A 16,994-nucleotide genomic window follows, 5' to 3' on the forward strand; every position below is an offset into this window, starting at 1 on the left:
GCGCACACCCGCTCAATGTTACTCGGGGTGTCGCTGTCGGTCAAATGGCGACGAGCTTCACGGGCGACGTCCCAGCGGCCTCACAGCGTCGGCCACGAGGGCGAGTCGAGCTCGCGATCGAGGTCGGCCAACAGCTCGGCGATCTGGGGCTCGACGAGGTCGTCGACGGACGTGCGGAGCCGACTGCTCTCGAGTGCGACGGCGATGCAGATACGACGCCCGATCTGCTTCGCGAAGTCGTCGGCGAGCTTCACCTCCGTGCGGAGTGCCGCCTTCTCCTCCTCGCTGAACGCGCGGGGCGGAGGCTCGAGCGCCGACGCGGCCGCCTGCTCCTCGAGTCCGCCGAGCGTGAAGAGGAAGGGCTGGTCGTCGACGGGCTCCGGATCGAGCTCGAGGCCGGCGAACTCGGGGTCGAGTCCCTCCCCCGCGCGATAGGGCCGGCGCGCCTTCCGGTCCTCGGCGAGGCGGATCTCGCGGTGCAGGAGCGGGAGGTTGCGCGACGTGTACTCGTCGACCTCCGAGTCGATGATCGACTTCATCCGCATCGAGAACGCGTGCTGGACCCCGTGCGGGACGCCGTCGGCGAGACCGGCGGCCGACAGGATCGGCGAACCGAAGCAGCGCTTGCAGAGACGGACCCGCCCGCGATGCGTTCCCGGGCGCCACCGAGGGAGCCAGCGAAGCCACTCATCGACTTCGTGACTGACCCGCGCCTCGACCTGGCCGTCCATCACGTCTCACGATACAGCGGCACGCGTCATCCGTTCGGGGATCACTCGTCGTACTCGTCTTCCCACGCCCATCGGGGCCGGCCGCGGTCGTCGAAACGGGCGGCGACGACGAACGTGTCGAGCCAGACGACGAGGGCGGCGAGGATGACGACCGACACGCCGTACGGGCCGACGGCCGTCGCCGCGATGAACGGGGCGCCGGCGAGGAGGGAACCCGAGCCGATGCCGAACCCCACTCCCCCGACGACCGCATAGGCGACTCCCGCGATCACGCCGGTGAGCACGGCGAACAGGGGCGCCGACCGGCGCTCGGCGAAGTCGATCCGGGGCACGCGGAGGACGAGGGCGATGAGCACGACGAGCACCGCGCCGCCGACCATCGACGGCCCGAGGGCGACGCCGGCCTGCTGCTGCTCGATGACCTCGGTATCGGTCAGCAGGCTGATGAAGCCGAACGCGCAGACCACGAGGGCGAGGTAGAGCGCCGTGGCGAAAACGCCGACGACGGTCGCGTACCTCCGATGCGGACTCACCACTTCAGGCTACGCCGGTGCGCTGCACCGGATGCCGTCAGGCGGAGAACTGAGGTCCGGCGGCGAGCTGACGGTCGTACTCCTCGAGAGCCTCGCGGTTGCGCTGCGAGACCTTGCGGCCCCGCGACGCGACCCAGGCGCCGAACCACACCGTGACCTCGCGCGCGAAGACACCCGCGAGGATCGCGAGCGGTGCGAGCCACTGCTGCGAGACGAAGATCGAGACATCGTCCGGCGTGATGCGCCACGCGACCGACAGGAGCGCACCGCCCACGTACGAGAGGTAGACGACGGCACCGACGAGCAGACCGAAGATCGCGTAGGGCCACCAGCCGCCGCGGTTCACGATCGCGGCCAGCAGGATGAAGGCGAGGAAGAAGAAGATGATCGGCACCCAGAAGACGGGCTGGCCGACGAACTCGGCGAACGCCTGCTCGATGGGGTTGGTCGTGCCGCGGAGCGACATCACGACGTAGGCCGCGAGGGCGTAGAGGGCGGCGAAGACCACCGACGCCACGAGCCCGACGACGACGCCGAACGCGCGGTTGCCCTTGGCCTTCGGCGGAACGGGAGCCTGGACGTAGATCGCCTGCTGCGGCGTCGCGGTGTAGGCCGGGTACGTCGTGACGGGCTCGGCGACGGGAGCCGCCGCCGGTGCCGCTTCGGGCTCGGGTGAGGCGATGGGGGCGATCGTCGACGGCGACACGTAGGCGTGACGCTCGACGGCCTCGGCGAGGGGGTCGCGCACGGTCCCGGTGCTCGAGACGGCCGACTCTTCGACGACGACGGGGCCGGCCGCGGTGTCGTCCACCACGACCTCGTCGACGACGACAGTTTCGACGACCTCGGGCTCGGCGGGGGTCTGCTCGGTCGACGACGCCTCGAAGGTGTCGTCGCGGGGTGCCTCGTCGGGCTCGTTTCCGCGAGTCGTGTCGCTCATCGTCGCGCTCCATTTCCGGGCGCCCAGAGCGCCATCGCCGCAACTGTAGCAATGAGCGGGTCCGAGATGACGCAGGCGCACGGACGCGCGCCGCAGTCGATCAGGGAGTCGCCTCTGCCGTCGTCTCGTCGTCGGGCGCGACGGTCTCGTCGGCGACCTCGCTCCCCGGCTCGGGCGCGACGAAGACCGGGTCCGCACCGCTCACGAGCATGAAGATCTCACCCGACACGACGGCGACGACGGGCGTGTTGACGTCGAACGGATCGGCCACGGCCCCGGCACCTGCCGAGTCGGGCGTCAGCGCGACCGAGCCGACGACGAAGAGCCGCTCCGTGCCCTGGAGCCGCCGCACCGCGTCGAGGACGACGGCGCGAGTACCCGCGACCTCGAACTGCACCGTCGTCGAGAAGTAGTTGCCGCTGCCGAGACGATCGTCGGCGGGCGGATCGACCGCGTAGCCCGTCGGCTCAGAGAAGGTGTACGACCGGAGCGCCGCACCCGACGCGGTCGCCAGGGCGTCGACCTCGCGCAGGAAGGCGGGTTGGGCGTGATCCTCGGGGAGGGCGATCCGCTGCTCGGCCAGGCGCGCCTCGTCGGCGTCTCGGGTCTCGGCGAGCGCCGAGAGCCGCGCGATGTCGTTCTCGAGCAGGACGTTCTGAGCGTTCACCTCGCGCTCCCGTCCTCGCGCCGCGTCGGCAGATCCGAGCAACGGGATGACGCCGAGGAAGAATCCGAGGAGCATGACCGCGATCGCGGCGACGGCGAGGCCGAGCAGCACGAGACGATTGTCGGTGGACTTCATGTCAGTCTCCTTCGGACGCGAATCGGTCGGTGTGCACGTCGTCGAACGCGACGGTGATCGTCACGCCGTAGGCGTCTGCGGTCGGGTCCCATCGGAACGGAGTCGACCGGGAGAGACGCACGCCCTCGAGCGCATCGATGCGATCGAGCACGCTCGCGACGTCGAGTCGGGTCATCGCCGCGCCCGCGGTACCGGGACGGGTGACGAGGTCGAAGACGATGCTCGTGTCGGGCGTGACGAGGGCCGCGGCCGGTTCGGGCGCGACGAACGGACTCGTGCCGAGCGCGGCGATCGACACGGGCGCGAGTTCGGGCGGAAGCACGTCGAGCACGCTCTGGGTGAGCACCGCCCAGTCGACGTCCGTCGCCGAGCTGACCTCGAGACCCGCCTGCGTCAGGTCGAGCGAATCGTGCAGCACCCGGATGTCGGAGAGCGATGCCTGCTCGAGCAGGAGGTCACCGGTGCGGGCCTGCGCTGCCGCGAAGGACTCCTCGGCCGCACGTGACAGGGCGAAGGCTCCGCCGACGCCCGCGAGGGTCAGCAGGACGACGGCGCCGAAGGCGACGACGGCGATGCGTCGGTCGCGCTGCCGCCGACGGGCGGCGTGCACCTCGGGCGGGAGCAGATCGACCCGGGGGACGCCGCCGATGACGAGGGGTGCGGGCGCGCTCATGCGACGGCCCCGAGGGCGAGCCCGAGTGCGACCGCCGCGGACTCCCGCGCACCGTGGCCCGCAGCGCCGTTCTTCGGATCGACCGCGACCGAGGCGAACGCGTCCCCGCCGCTCAAGTGCACGCGCGTGAGCCCGGCGAGCTCGCTCGCGAAACCGCCGAGGCGCGCACCGCCTCCGCTCAGGATGAGCGCTCGCACGGGTTCACCGGGGCGCAGGTTCGCGACGTAGCTGAGCGTGCTGCGGATGGCGTCGAGCAGATCGGCCGCCTCTTCGGCGATGACCTCGAGCACCTCCGCCGCCACGGCGGGCCGAGACTCTCCGCCGAGCGCACTCACCTCGAGCTTCGTGCTCTCCGCTTGCGCGTCGGACACCTCGAGCCGCAGCGCGATCGCGTCCGTGACGGCGCGGCCGCCGCGATCGATGATGCGCACGAAGCTCGGCACGCCGTCCGTCGCCACGACGACCTGGGTCGCCGTGGCACCGATGTCGATGATGGCGACGGTGCCGTCGATGCGTGGCCGATACGCGAAGACCCGGGCGAGGGCGAAGGCCGCGACATCCACCCCGATGATCGTGAGCCCTGCGCCCTCGACGGCCTCGACGTTCGCGAGCACCGCCTCCTTGACGGCCGCGATGAGGAGGCCGTCGACGGTCGGTGCGGTGGCCGTTCCCGACTCCCGCACCGGATAGAAGTCGAGGAGGGCTTCTCCGACGGGCACGGGGAGGAGGTCCTGCACGTGGAAGGGGAGCGATTCGCGGATGACCGCGAGGGGCGCACGGGGAACCGTGAGGTCTCGCGCCAGTACCCCCGAGTGTCCGGCGGCGATGACGACCGACCGGGTCGAGAACCCGGCTTCGCTCCAGAGCGTCGAGAGGGTTCGGGTGACGACGGCACGGTCGACGACGGTGCCGCCGCGTACCGCGCCCTCGGGCAGGGCGATCTCGTGCACGCGGTGCACGGTGGCGTTCGGGCCTGCGGGGTCCGAGACCTCGACGGCCCTCAGTGAACGCGACCCGATGTCGAGCCCGACGACGTGTGTTGTCATGTCTTCCTCCTGCGGCGTCGCCGCGATTACGCCAGTCCGGCGAGGGATAGGTAGGCGTCGACGATCGGTCGACCGGCGACGATGCCGATCCACGCCCCGACGAGCATCCAGGGTCCGAAGGGGATTCCGTCGCGTCGCTTCGCGCGACGCAGGGCGAGGAGGGCGAGGGCGAAGAGACCGCCGAGGAGGAACGGCGTGAAGGCGCCGACGACGACGACGGGCCAGCCCGCCCACCCCAGGTAGAGGCCGAGGATGCCGGCGAGCTTGACGTCGCCGAAGCCCATGGCGCCGGGGGTGACGAGGGCGAGCAGGTAGTAGAGCGCGAAGAGAGCGGCGCCCGCGATGAGCGAGCGCAGGAGGGCATCGCCCTGCCCGGTGAGAGCGGCCGCCGCACCGAACGATACGGCCGCCACGACGAGGGTCGGCAGGAGGACGCGATTCGGCAGCGTATGCGTGTCGAGGTCGATGAGAGCGAGTGCGACGCTCGCCGCGACGAGCCAGACGTGGGCGACGAGCACGAGGAGCGCGGCGATCGTCGCCGGCCACGGCGCGGCCTGCACGACGGCCGGCACGAAGAACGCGCCGACACCGACGACGGCGAGTGCCGTGCCCGCCTCGACGAGCGGGTACCGCACCGAGATGCGTGCGCCGCACGTGCGACAGCGAGCGCGCAACAGGATCCACGAGAGGACCGGGATGTTGTCGTACGGCGCGATCGCCGAATCGCAGCCGGGGCACGCGCTCGGAGGCGAGACGACGGAGCGGCCGCGCGGCACCCGGTAGACGACGACGTTCAGGAACGAACCGATCGCCGCCCCGAGCACGCCGCCGATACCCGCGGCCACGGCGAAGAGGACGGTCACGGTGCACCGTCGCGATAGCTCGTCGCCGGGCCGATGCCGCCGGGCCCCGTCGTGCCGCCGCCACCGCCGCCGCTGATCGAGGAGCCGGGGATGGACATCGGCTCGTAGAAGAAGTTCTGCGTGCCGCCGGTGAAGTTGACCGCCGCGGCGTACAGCGAGCCCCTCCAGTTGAGGTTGCCGCCCATCTGGATGCGGCAGGGCGAGTAGAGCATGGCCGCGACGGGGGCATTGACGCGCACGTTCGCCTCGACGCGGATGCCGTAGTTGCCGCCCGCTGTGATGCGGCAGTCGGGTTTCGTCGGGGTCGAGACCGTCGTATCGGGGCTGATGAAGTGAAGCCGGCGGTCGGTGCTCGAACTCGATGACGAGAACGTCGTGCCATCGCCGATCTGGATGTCGTACGCGATGATCGCGACGTTCGTCTTGAGCGTGTAGGTGCCGTTCTTGAGCTTGAAGCCGCCGACCCCGCTGCCCTCGTATCCGCAGCCGCGCGCGTCGATCACGGTGGGCGTCGTGAAGGAGTTGATCTGGTCGCGGATGTACTCGTTGTGCTGGCACTCCCCCGAGTCGTCGATCGCCCAGCCCGATGGCCACCGCGAGTACCCCGTCCACGACGCGGGGTCACCGGTCACGTCGACCCACGGCACGGACGCAGGCGGTGCGGTCGCGGTGTGGACGCCCCCGAGGACGACGCCGGGAGACGTGACGCTCGATGCGCCCACACTCCACACGCCGCCCTCGACCCGGCCCTGGTTCGCGACGAGCACGGACCCCTTCGAGAACACGTTGCCCTTGACCGTGCACCCGCTCGCACCGGCGTTGAGCTTCGCACCGGCTTGGCTGAGGATCAGGTCGCCCTGGATCTCCATGCGCGGGCTGCACGTGAAGTCGGTCGTCTCGTTGAAGTACACGCCGGCGTTCCGCCCCGCCGAGGTCGTGAGCTTGACCTCGCCGATGTTCGTCGTGTGGCTCGACACCGAATCGGTGCGGTGGATGTAGATGGCGTAGGTCGTCGACGCCGACGGCGTGATGGGGTACTCGGCCGTGACCGTGCGCGTGTCGCCGCGGTCGTTGCCCGCGACGCCCGCGTTCGCCGCGGTTCCCGTCGAGACGATCCTGATCGCCGTCGTCGCAGTGACGGGGCAGGACGGCGTCGTCGAGAACGCGCCCGTTCCCGACCGCACGTAGACCTTCGCGGTGTAGCCCGGAGTGCTCGCCGTGTAGACGCCCGACGAGCACGGCGTCGACGCCGACTGCAGCTTCGCGAGGGTGTCGGCGAGACCGGCCTCTGCGGCGGCCTGCGCCTGCACGCCGGCGCGGTGCGCGCTCGTGTTGCCGAGGTTGTTGACGGTCACGAGGCCGAAGACGACGAGGAGGATCGCCGTCACGCCCATGACGGCGATGACGGCCAGCAGAGCGGAGCCGCTTTCGCCCTCGGTCGAACGCGCGCGGCGGAGGAGTCGGGTCAGAAGCATGGTGACGTCGCTTTCACGGTCTGGCGGCTGATCTCGGTGCCGTCGACGAGCACGGCGGGTGCGTCGCCGGCATCCACCTCGAGGGTGAAGTCGAGGCGACCCGCCGTGACGACGAACGGACCGGGCGAGGCGGCGACGATGCCCTCGCCGTAGCTCTGCCAACCGGCGGGAGCCTCGACGGGGTCCGCGGCGAGGGCGGCGGCGATCGCGCTCGCGCTCGGCGCGGAGAGCGTCGCGAGCGAGGAGCCCGTGCGGGTGAAGAGCTGCCCTCCCGCGCTCGGCAGGTAGAGCCAGGCGCGGCACTGGTTCGTGCCCGCCGAGAGTCGTTCGATGACGAGGTACTGGGCGCCGCTGACGCCCACGCTCGGCGCGGTGACCTTGAGGGCGACGGCGCTGCGAGTGTCGGCTCGGATCGATTCGGAGACGAGCTGGCCGAGGTTCGAGGCCTCCGTCGTCGACCGCACCGTCGCGTTGGCGGTGAGGGAACTGAGCAGGATGCCGCCGGCGATGGCGAGCACGAGCACCATGAACGCCGCGTACACGAGCAGCTCGACGAGGGTATACCCGTCGGAGGGGCCGCACGCCGGGGTGATTGGGAGCCCCGGCGTGCGGCGATACCCGCGACCGGCGGGTGCCGCGCCGTTCGCGGATTCTGGTTCGGAGGCGCGCATCACGCCCTCGCGAGAAGAACTCGGGTGGTGGCCGTGGAGATCGTGTCTCCCTCGCTCAGCACGGACACCGTGATCGTCACCGACCCGGGATACGCCGTGGGGCACGCACCGATCGTGCGGACGGCCTGGTAGCCGACTCCCCGATCGTCGGTGACGGCGGCCGGAGCGCTCGTGCGGAACGGCGCGAGAGTCGAACAGGATGTCGCCGCAGCACGGATCTCGGTGAGCTCGGCGTTGACGATGTCGGTCGCCGTGCCGATCGAGGCCGACTTCGCCGACGTCTGCATCGCGAGCATGACGAGCGGGAGCACGAAGATCGCGAGCAACCCGATGAGGAACATCGCGACGACGATCTCGATGACGCCGAAGCCGTCCTCGCCCCGGTGGGGAGTGTCGCGCTGAGCAGTCATCGGTCAGTGGCTTTCGGGTGGGAGTGGAGTGTGCGAGGTGGGGGGTGAGGAAGGAAGCGGGCCCCCTCGGACAGGCGAGGGGGCCCCAGGAATCAGCTGCAGGCAGTGTCCTGAACCGCACCGTTCGCCGTGATCCATCGAGTCGTGCCGTCAGCCGTGGCAGAAAGGCAAAGCCCTCCGCTGGCGTCGCTGTTGCTGATGAAGGTCACCGGGATCTCCGCGCTCGCAGTGAAACCGTCGATCGAGTTGGTTCCGGTGATGACCCCAGCAGTGAGGGTGGGCTCCTCATCGGCTACGGTCGCAGCGACGTAGGCCGTCTTGGCGTTGGTGAGCTGTGCACCTACTGCGCTCACGCGCGCCTGCTCCTGCTGCCCCAGGTAGATCGGAATCGCGATCGCCGCGAGCACGCCGATGATGAGGACGACGACGAGGAGCTCGATGAGGGTGAAGCCCTTCTGACCCTTCTCACCGTTGACGAGCGCCTGGTGACGGGCGAAGAGGGCCTTGTTGAAGGAAGTGAACATCGGTGTTCCGTTCTGTAGCTGGGTGGATGTGATCGACCGGACCCCGTTAATGGAAACGCTTGCAGGTCGTGGTTCACGGTAGTGGGATTCCTCGAACTCGTAACCCCCTAGAAAGGGTTACAGTCGAGCGACACTCACTTCACGTACTCGAAGATCGAGAAGATCGGCAGGTAGAGCGCGACGATCATGCCGCCGATGACCACGCCGATGACGGCGACGAGCAAGGGCTCGATGAGCGACGTGAGCTGCTCGGTCGTCGCCTCGACCTCCTGGTCGTAGAACTCGGCGATCTTCTCGAGCATGGGTTCGAGCGCGCCGGCGCCCTCGCCGACGGCGATCATCTGCGTCACCATCGGCGGGAAGACGGGCTCGTTCGCGAGGGGCTCGGCGATCGTCGCCCCCGACCGGACGTCGTCGGCCACACGCCGCAGCGCCGCCTCGACGACCCAGTTGCCCGAGGTCTCACCGGCGATCTGCAGCGCCGAGAGGACGGGGACGCCCGCGGCGACCATCGACTTGAAGTTGCGACTGAAGCGCGCGACGGCGATCTTCCGGGCGATGCCGCCGAAGACGGGGAGCCGCAGCACGAACGGGTCGACGACGCTCCTGACCCTCTCGGTATGTCGTGCCTTCCGCCACCAGACGGCGAACACGACGGCTCCGACGAGGAGGACCGGCGCGAGCCACACCATCACGCCCGAGAGCCACACGAGGAACTGCGTCGGAAGCGGCAGCTCCCCGCCGAGTCCGTCGAACATCGTCTGGAAGCTCGGCACGATGAAGACGAGCATGCCGATGACGCCGAGTACCGCCATCGCGAGCACGACGACGGGGTACGTCATCGCCGAGCGCACGGTGTTCCGCAGCTTGACGTCGGCCTCGAAGTTGGCGGCGATCGAGCCGAGGGCGTCGTCGAGGAACCCGCTCGTCTCCCCGGCTCGCACGAGCGAGATCATGAGCGGAGGGAAGTCGTCGCCGTGTCGGGCGAGAGCCTCCGAGAACGACGAGCCGCGCTCGACGTCGCCGCGCACCTTCCCCATCGTCTCGCGGAGCGTCGCGTTCTCGGTCTGACCCGCGACGATCGTGAGCGTCCTGACGAGCGACAGGCCGGCCGAGAGCATCGTCGCCATCTGCCGCGAGAGCACGGCGAGATCCTTGAGCTTCACGCCGCCGAAGCCCGGTATCGCGAGCTCGCGGTTGAGCCCCGTGCCCGTCGGCGCATCGACGATCGAGATGGGGCTCACTCCCTGCGCGATGAGCTGCGACGCCGCGTGCGACTCGTTCGACGCGTCGATGCGACCCGAGACGACCTTGCCGGCGCCTGTACGCGCCTTGTAGGCGTACGACTGCGCCATCAGCTGGTCACCCGGGCGAACGTGTCGGCGAACGCCGTCGGCGTCGGAGTCTCTGGCACGATGCCGAGGCTCACGACGGCATCCTCTCGGCGGAGGAGGCCCTTCAGCCCCTCCCGGTCGCGCGCCTTGGCGAGGGCCGCCGCGCTCGTCACGACCTGGGTGTTGACGAGTTCGGCGAGGCTCTGGTCGAGCGTGTGCATGCCGAGACTCGAGCCGGACTGCATGACCGTCGGGATCTGATGCGTCTTGCCCTCGCGGATGAGATTGGCGATCGCGGGCGTCGACACGAGGATCTCGGTCGCGACGACTCGGCCCTCTCCCCCGGCCCGGCGCACGAGCGTCTGCGAGACGACGCCCTTGAGCGTGTCGGCGAGCATGGTGCGCACCTGCGCCTGCTGCGACGCCGGGAAGACGTCGATGACGCGGTCGATCGTCTGCGGGGCGTCCTGCGTGTGCAGGGTCGCGAAGACGAGGTGCCCTGTCTCGGCGGCCGTCAGCGCGACCGAGATGGTCTCGAGGTCGCGCAGCTCGCCGACGAGGATGACGTCGGGGTCCTGACGGAGCGCACGCTTGAGCGCCTCGGTGAAGCTCTTCGTGTCGGTGCCCACCTCGCGCTGGTTGACGAGCGCGAGCTTGTTGGTGTGCAGGAACTCGATCGGGTCCTCGACCGTGATGATGTGGTCGGCGCGCGTGCGGTTGACGAGGTCGATGATCGCCGCGAGCGTCGTCGACTTGCCGGAGCCCGTCGGCCCCGTGACGAGCACGAGCCCGCGCGGCAGGCGCGCGAACTCCCCGATCGACTTCGGCAGGCCGAGGGAGGACAGCGGCTTGATGTCGGTCGGGATGAGCCGGAACGCCGCGCCGACGGCATCCCTCTGCTGGTAGAGATTGACCCTGAACCTCGCCCGCGCGTCGAGCGTGATCGAGAAGTCGAGCTCCTGCTCGGACTCGAACGCCTCGAGCTGGGCCGGCGAAAGGAGCGAGAAGAGAACGGATGCCACGTGCTCGCGGCTCCACTCGGTCTCGTTCGGCAGCGGTTCGAGGCGCCCGTTCACCCGCCAGCGCGGTGTCGCGTCGGCGGCGACGTGCAGGTCGGACGACCCGGCATCGGCGACGCGGTGGAGCGCGGCGAGGAGACCTGCATCCGGCTCGGTCCTCACCACCCGGCGGGCCGAGCGCGGCTCGGCGCACTCATCCGGCTCTGATTCGGCGTACTCATGCGACGACACGGAGGACCTCCTCGATCGACGTGATACCGAGCAGCGCCTTCTGCCACCCGTCGTCACGCAACGACGTCATACCCGCGGCGCGTGCGGCCCGCGCGATCTCGGCGCTCGACGAGCGACCGACGGCGAGCCGTTCGATCTCCTCGTCGACCGTCATGACCTCGTGGAGAGCCACACGACCGCGATAGCCCGTGTTGGAACAGCTCTGGCAGCCCACGGGATGCATGAGTTCGACGATGCCCTCGCTCTGGAACCCGAGCTTCTCGAGTTCGGCCGCCGACGTCGCCACGGCACGAGCGCAGCGCGAGCAGAGTCGGCGCGCGAGGCGCTGGGCGACGACGCAGTCGAGCGAGGTGCCGACCATGAACGGCTCGACGCCCATCTCGATGAGGCGGGTGATCGCGCTCGGCGCATCGTTCGTGTGCAGGGTCGAGAAGACGAGGTGACCGGTGAGCGCGGCCTCGATGGCGATCTGAGCCGTCTCGCGGTCGCGGATCTCGCCGATGAGCAGCACGTCGGGGTCGGCGCGGAGGATCGAGCGGAGCGCGCTCGCGAACGTCAGCCCGGCCTTCGCGTTGACCTGCATCTGATTGATGCCGCGCATGCGGAACTCGACGGGGTCCTCGACGGTGATGACGTTCACCTCGGGGCGGGAGACGGCCTGCAGCGTCGAGTAGAGCGTCGTCGACTTACCCGACCCCGTCGGCCCCGTGACGAGCACCATTCCGTAGGGCTTCGTGTACGCGGCCTTGTAGTTCGAGGCGTTCTGCTCGAGCATCGCGAGGTCGGCGAGGGAATGGCTCGACGCCGTGTTGTCAAGGATGCGCAGCACGATCTTCTCGCCCCACACCGTCGGGAGCGTCGCGACGCGCAGGTCGATCTGGCGGCCGGCGTGCGCGACCGACATCCGTCCGTCCTGGGGTCTGCGACGTTCGGCGATGTCGATGTCGCTCATGATCTTGAGCCGCGAGATCACCCCGCTCTGCACCGACTTCGGGGCGTCCTGCATCTCGTGCAGCACGCCGTCGATGCGGTACCGCACGCGGACGGCGTCCGCCGTGGGCTCGATGTGCACGTCGGACGCATGGTCCTGGACGGCCTGCCCGATGAGGAGGTTGACGAATCGCACGATGGGCGCGTCGTCGTCGGCGTCATCCGTCTCGAGGGTGCGCTCGGCGAGCTCGATGCTCTCTTCGGCGAGGGTCGACGTGAGGTCGCTCAGTTCGCCGTCGGCGCGGAGATAGCGGTCGAGGGCCGCCTGCAGGTCAGAGCGCTCGGCGACCACGAGATCGACCTCGCGACGCGTCGCCGCCCGGACGTCGTCGATCGCGACGACGTTGCCCGGGTCGGCCGTCGCGATGAGGATGCGACCGGGCGACTGACTGAGCGGGAGGATGCCGTGGCGGCGGCAGAGCGTCGACGGGACGAGCTCGACGGCCGACCGATCGACCTGACGCTCGGCGAACTCGATGAAGTCGACCTTGGCCTGCGCGGCCCGCATGCGCGCGAGCGATCCGGCGTCGATGCGCCCCTCGTCGACGAGAGACCGCACGAGGGCCTCTTCGTCGCCGCCGCTCCGGACGCCGCTCAGCGCCTCAAACGTCATGTACCCGTGCAGCACGAGCGTTTCCGCCAGGGACGCCATCGTTCTCCTCTGCGCTCTCCGTCGAGAATTGCAAGCGCTTCCTGTAAGCGCTTGCAACACACTACGCAGAGTGAGGCTCCCTCACCCATCCCCTTTCGGGGGGACAGACGCTTCGGGGCGACAGACGCACGAAGGCCCCGGATCTCTCCGGGGCCTTCATGTCAGCTACTCGACGCTCAGCTGTAGTTGCCGGGCGTGAAGTCGTCGTTCGAGAACGAGTCGAAGTCGACGAAGCTCAGGTCGCCCTCGGTGAAGACCGAGTCATCAGCGAAGATGCGGCTGGGGTAACGCTCCGCCTTCGCCTCTTCGGTCGCCTCGACCACCACGTTGCGGTACTTGGCCAGGCCAGTACCCGCGGGGATGAGCTTTCCGATGATGACGTTCTCCTTGAGGCCGACCAGCGGGTCGGACTTGCCCTCCATGGCGGCCTGCGTGAGCACGCGGGTCGTCTCCTGGAAGGACGCGGCCGACAGCCACGACTCGGTCGCGAGCGAAGCCTTGGTGATACCCATGACCTCCTGGCGAGCCGACGCCGTCTTCTTGCCCTCGGTGAGAGCCGCACGGTTGATCTCGTTGTACTTCTGACGGTCGACGAGCTCACCCGGCAGCAGGTCGGTGTCGCCGTGGTCGACGACGGTGACCTTGCGGAGCATCTGACGGACGATGACCTCGATGTGCTTGTCGTGGATCGGCACACCCTGCGAGCGGTAGACGTCCTGCACACCGTTGACGAGGTGCTTCTGCACCTCGCGGACACCCTTGACGCGAAGGACTTCCTTCGGGTCGACGGTGCCGACGATGATCTGCTGACCGAGCTCGACGTGCTGGCCGTCCTCGACGAGGAGGGTCGAACGCTTGAGCACGTTGTAGACGATCGGCTCGTCGCCGTTGTCGGGCGTGAGGATCACCTTGCGCTGGCGGTCGTTCTCGTCGATCGTGATGCGACCGGGAGCCTCGACGATGGGCGAAGCACCCTTCGGCGTACGCGCCTCGAAGAGCTCCTGCACGCGGGGAAGACCCTGCGTGATGTCGTCGGCCGATGCCGAACCACCCGTGTGGAAGGTACGCATCGTGAGCTGCGTTCCGGGCTCACCGATCGACTGGGCCGCGATGATGCCGACGGCCTCGCCGATGTCGACGAGCTTGCCGGTGGCGAGCGAACGGCCGTAGCACTTCGCGCAGACACCGACGCTCGACTCGCACGTGAGGACCGAGCGGACCTTGATCGACTCGACACCGTCGCCGACGAGCTGGTCGATGAGGACGTCTCCGACGTCTGCACCGGCTTCGGCCAGGACCGTGCCCTGGGCGTCGACCACGTCAGCCGCGAGGCTGCGCGAGTAGACACCGTTCTCGACGTTCGGGTCGCGGACGAGCTTGCCCTCGGAGTCAGCAGCAGCGATGGGGAACTCGAGGCCCTTGCCGGTGCCGCAGTCCTCCTCGCGGATGATGACGTCCTGCGAGACGTCGACGAGTCGACGCGTCAGGTAACCCGAGTCGGCCGTACGGAGGGCCGTGTCGGCCAGACCCTTACGGGCACCGTGCGTCGCGATGAAGTACTCGGCGACCGAGAGGCCTTCGCGGTAGCTCGAGATGATCGGGCGAGGGATGATCTCACCCTTCGGGTTGTTGACGAGGCCTCGCATACCGGCGATGTTGCGCACCTGCAGCCAGTTACCACGAGCACCGGACGTCACCATGCGGTTGATGGTGTTGTCCTCGGGGAAGTTGGCGCGCATGGCGACAGCGACCTCGTCGGTGGCCTTGGTCCAGATCTGGATGAGCTCCTGGCGACGCTCGAGGTCGGTGATGAGACCCTTCTCGAACTGCGACGTGACCTTGGCGGCCTGCTTCTCGTAACCGGCGACGATCTGCGGCTTGTTCGGCGGGGTCAGGATGTCGCTGAGGGCGACGGTGACACCGGAACGAGTCGCCCAGCGGAAGCCGGCGTCCTTGATGTTGTCGAGAGCTGCAGCGACCTGCACCTTGGGGTACCGCTCGGCGAGGTCGTTGACGATCGCGGAGATGGCGCCCTTGTCGACGACGTCCTCGACGTACGGGTAGTCGGCGGGGAGCGTCTCGTTGAAGAGAGCGCGTCCGAGCGACGTCTGCACGAGGACGGTGCCTTCGGCCTTGCCGTCGACGAGCTCGACGCCCTCGGGCTGGGTGCCCGGGGTGAAGAACTTGTCGGTGAGGCGGATGCGCACCTTGGCGTTGAGGTCGAGCGTCTTCTGGTCGAAGGCGAGGATCGCCTCGGAGACCGAGGAGAACGCGCGGCCTTCGCCCAGTGCGCCGTCCTTGAGCGTCGTCAGGTGGTGCAGACCGATGATCATGTCCTGCGTGGGCAGGGTCACCGGACGACCGTCGGACGGCTTCAGGATGTTGTTCGAGGCGAGCATGAGGATGCGGGCCTCGGCCTGGGCCTCGACCGACAGCGGCAGGTGGACAGCCATCTGGTCACCGTCGAAGTCTGCGTTGAACGCAGCACAGACGAGCGGGTGCAGCTGGATGGCCTTGCCCTCGACGAGCTGAGGCTCGAACGCCTGGATGCCCAGGCGGTGGAGCGTCGGTGCGCGGTTGAGGAGCACGGGGCGCTCGCGGATGATCTCCTCGAGGACGTCCCAGACCTGCGGGCGCGAACGCTCGACCATGCGCTTGGCGGCCTTGATGTTCTGAGCGTGGCTCAGGTCGATCAGGCGCTTGATCACGAACGGCTTGAACAGCTCGAGAGCCATCTGCTTGGGCAGACCGCACTGGTGGAGCTTGAGCTGCGGTCCGACGATGATGACCGAACGGCCCGAGTAGTCGACGCGCTTTCCGAGCAGGTTCTGACGGAAGCGACCCTGCTTTCCCTTGAGCATGTCGCTCAGGGACTTGAGGGCGCGGTTACCGGTACCGGTGACGGGGCGACCACGGCGACCGTTGTCGAACAGTGCGTCGACGGCCTCCTGCAGCATGCGCTTCTCGTTGTTGACGATGATCTCGGGCGCGCCGAGGTCGAGCAGACGACGAAGTCGGTTGTTGCGGTTGATCACACGACGGTAGAGGTCGTTCAGGTCGGAGGTCGCGAAGCGGCCACCGTCGAGCTGCACCATCGGGCGGAGCTCCGGCGGGATCACCGGGACGACGTCGAGCACCATCGCTGCGGGCGAGTTGCCCGTGGCGAGGAACGAGTTGACGACACGGAGGCGCTTGATGGCGCGGATCTTCTTCTGACCCTTGCCCTCGGCGATCTGCAGGTGCAGGTCTTCCGCCTCGGCGGCCAGGTCGAACGCGAGGAGACGCTTCTTGATGGCCTCGGCGCCCATGAACGCCTCGAAGTACATGCCGAAGCGGTCCTGGAGCTCGTGGAAGACCGAGTCCTCGGGCTTGAGGTCGCCGACCTTGAGGGTGCGGAAGTCTTCCCACACGCGCTCGAGGTGAGCGATCTGCTCGTCGCCGGACTTCCGGACCTGAGTCATCTCCTTGTCAGCGGCAGCCTCGGCGCGCTTCTTCTGGTCGGACTTCGCTCCGTCGGCCTCGAGGGCCGCGAGCTCGTCCTCCTTGCGCTTCATGAGCTCGGCGATACGCGCGTCGCGCTGGTCGCCGATCGTCTTGATCTCGAGACGGAGTTCGTTCTCGAGGCCGGGCATGTCGGAGTGACGGCCCTCTTCATCGACGTCGATCACCATGTAGGCGGCGAAGTAGATGACCTTCTCGAGGTCCTTCGGTGCCATGTCGAGCAGGTAACCGAGCCGCGACGGAACACCCTTGAAGTACCAGATGTGCGTGACGGGGGCGGCGAGCTCGATGTGGCCCATGCGCTCACGACGGACGGAGGACTTGGTGACCTCCACGCCGCAGCGCTCGCAGACGATGCCCTTGAAGCGGACACGCTTGTACTTGCCGCACGAGCACTCCCAGTCCCGCGAGGGACCGAAGATCTGCTCGCCGAAGAGGCCGTCCTTCTCGGGCTTCAGCGTGCGGTAGTTGATCGTCTCAGGCTTCTTGACCTCACCGTAGGACCACTTGCGGATGTCCTCTGCGGTGGCCAGGCCGATACGAAGCTCGTCAAAAGTTGTTGCGTCGAGCAAAATTCTCTCCTTGGAAGATTCGAAAAA

General features: G+C 68.6%; 15 protein-coding genes. All 15 read right to left on the reverse strand.

Annotated features, from left to right (window positions below; all coding sequences use genetic code 11):
* Positions 1 to 80: 80 nt before the first annotated feature.
* Positions 81 to 731 carry a spermidine/putrescine ABC transporter substrate-binding protein gene (locus BJ972_RS07145; RefSeq protein WP_129173238.1) on the reverse strand — a complete coding sequence of 217 codons (651 nt, stop codon included), beginning with the start codon at positions 729 to 731 and terminating at the stop codon, positions 81 to 83.
* A gap of 41 nt (positions 732 to 772) precedes the next feature.
* Positions 773 to 1,264: a DUF6121 family protein gene (locus BJ972_RS07150; RefSeq protein WP_164989885.1), complete on the reverse strand. Its 492-nt coding sequence runs from the start codon at positions 1,262 to 1,264 to the stop codon at positions 773 to 775.
* Between the two features lie 37 nt (positions 1,265 to 1,301).
* A complete protein-coding gene (locus tag BJ972_RS07155) occupies positions 1,302 to 2,204 on the reverse strand; it encodes a hypothetical protein (RefSeq protein WP_129173242.1) in 903 nt (300 codons plus the stop codon).
* 100 nt (positions 2,205 to 2,304) lie between these two features.
* Positions 2,305 to 3,006 (reverse strand): hypothetical protein, encoded by a 702-nt coding sequence (locus tag BJ972_RS07160; protein ID WP_129173244.1) that lies wholly within the window; start codon positions 3,004 to 3,006, stop codon positions 2,305 to 2,307.
* A 1-nt stretch (position 3,007) separates the two neighbouring features.
* Positions 3,008 to 3,679, reverse strand: coding sequence for a hypothetical protein (locus BJ972_RS07165; RefSeq protein ID WP_129173246.1), 672 nt, complete (start codon positions 3,677 to 3,679; stop codon positions 3,008 to 3,010).
* Positions 3,676 to 4,725, reverse strand: coding sequence for a type IV pilus assembly protein PilM (gene pilM, locus BJ972_RS07170; RefSeq protein WP_129173248.1), 1,050 nt, complete (start codon positions 4,723 to 4,725; stop codon positions 3,676 to 3,678). The genes BJ972_RS07165 and pilM overlap by 4 nt, the downstream gene beginning before the upstream one ends.
* 26 nt (positions 4,726 to 4,751) lie before the next feature.
* Positions 4,752 to 5,588 carry a prepilin peptidase gene (locus BJ972_RS07175; protein ID WP_129173250.1) on the reverse strand — a complete coding sequence of 279 codons (837 nt, stop codon included), beginning with the start codon at positions 5,586 to 5,588 and terminating at the stop codon, positions 4,752 to 4,754.
* Positions 5,585 to 7,063 (reverse strand): hypothetical protein, encoded by a 1,479-nt coding sequence (locus BJ972_RS17190; protein ID WP_129173252.1) that lies wholly within the window; start codon positions 7,061 to 7,063, stop codon positions 5,585 to 5,587. Before BJ972_RS17190 ends, BJ972_RS07175 begins: the two co-directional genes overlap by 4 nt.
* A complete protein-coding gene (locus BJ972_RS07185; protein ID WP_129173254.1) occupies positions 7,054 to 7,734 on the reverse strand; it encodes a PulJ/GspJ family protein in 681 nt (226 codons plus the stop codon). Before BJ972_RS07185 ends, BJ972_RS17190 begins: the two co-directional genes overlap by 10 nt.
* Positions 7,734 to 8,144, reverse strand: a complete 411-nt coding sequence (locus tag BJ972_RS07190) for a type IV pilus modification PilV family protein (protein ID WP_129173256.1) — start codon at positions 8,142 to 8,144, stop codon at positions 7,734 to 7,736. Before BJ972_RS07190 ends, BJ972_RS07185 begins: the two co-directional genes overlap by 1 nt.
* Positions 8,145 to 8,236: 92 nt before the next feature.
* Positions 8,237 to 8,668, reverse strand: a complete 432-nt coding sequence (locus BJ972_RS17555) for a type IV pilin protein (RefSeq protein ID WP_129173258.1) — start codon at positions 8,666 to 8,668, stop codon at positions 8,237 to 8,239.
* Between the two features lie 134 nt (positions 8,669 to 8,802).
* A complete protein-coding gene (locus BJ972_RS07200) occupies positions 8,803 to 10,023 on the reverse strand; it encodes a type II secretion system F family protein (RefSeq protein ID WP_129173260.1) in 1,221 nt (406 codons plus the stop codon).
* Complete coding sequence (locus BJ972_RS07205) at positions 10,023 to 11,252, reverse strand: type IV pilus twitching motility protein PilT (protein ID WP_241830735.1); 1,230 nt, start codon at positions 11,250 to 11,252, stop codon at positions 10,023 to 10,025. Before BJ972_RS07205 ends, BJ972_RS07200 begins: the two co-directional genes overlap by 1 nt.
* Entirely contained in the window at positions 11,239 to 12,894 is a 1,656-nt protein-coding gene (locus BJ972_RS07210; RefSeq protein WP_129173262.1) for a GspE/PulE family protein, read from the reverse strand. Before BJ972_RS07210 ends, BJ972_RS07205 begins: the two co-directional genes overlap by 14 nt.
* Before the next feature lie 176 nt (positions 12,895 to 13,070).
* Positions 13,071 to 16,967 (reverse strand): DNA-directed RNA polymerase subunit beta', encoded by a 3,897-nt coding sequence (locus tag BJ972_RS07215; protein ID WP_129173264.1) that lies wholly within the window; start codon positions 16,965 to 16,967, stop codon positions 13,071 to 13,073.
* Between the last annotated feature and the right edge of the window lie 27 nt (positions 16,968 to 16,994).

It is taken from the genome of Agromyces atrinae (assembly GCF_013407835.1).
GTDB lineage: Bacteria > Actinomycetota > Actinomycetes > Actinomycetales > Microbacteriaceae > Agromyces > Agromyces atrinae.

Coding starts and splice junctions, on each gene's coding strand:
- BJ972_RS07200 (WP_129173260.1), bottom strand. CDS start 10,023: ATGGCGCAGTCGTACGCCTACAAGGCGCGTACAGGCGCCGGCAAGGTC.
- BJ972_RS07155 (WP_129173242.1), bottom strand. CDS start 2,204: ATGAGCGACACGACTCGCGGAAACGAGCCCGACGAGGCACCCCGCGAC.
- BJ972_RS07210 (WP_129173262.1), bottom strand. CDS start 12,894: ATGGCGTCCCTGGCGGAAACGCTCGTGCTGCACGGGTACATGACGTTT.
- pilM (WP_129173248.1), bottom strand. CDS start 4,725: ATGACAACACACGTCGTCGGGCTCGACATCGGGTCGCGTTCACTGAGG.
- BJ972_RS07160 (WP_129173244.1), bottom strand. CDS start 3,006: ATGAAGTCCACCGACAATCGTCTCGTGCTGCTCGGCCTCGCCGTCGCC.
- BJ972_RS17190 (WP_129173252.1), bottom strand. CDS start 7,063: ATGCTTCTGACCCGACTCCTCCGCCGCGCGCGTTCGACCGAGGGCGAA.
- BJ972_RS07165 (WP_129173246.1), bottom strand. CDS start 3,679: ATGAGCGCGCCCGCACCCCTCGTCATCGGCGGCGTCCCCCGGGTCGAT.
- BJ972_RS07145 (WP_129173238.1), bottom strand. CDS start 731: ATGGACGGCCAGGTCGAGGCGCGGGTCAGTCACGAAGTCGATGAGTGG.
- BJ972_RS17555 (WP_129173258.1), bottom strand. CDS start 8,668: ATGTTCACTTCCTTCAACAAGGCCCTCTTCGCCCGTCACCAGGCGCTC.
- BJ972_RS07185 (WP_129173254.1), bottom strand. CDS start 7,734: ATGCGCGCCTCCGAACCAGAATCCGCGAACGGCGCGGCACCCGCCGGT.
- BJ972_RS07190 (WP_129173256.1), bottom strand. CDS start 8,144: ATGACTGCTCAGCGCGACACTCCCCACCGGGGCGAGGACGGCTTCGGC.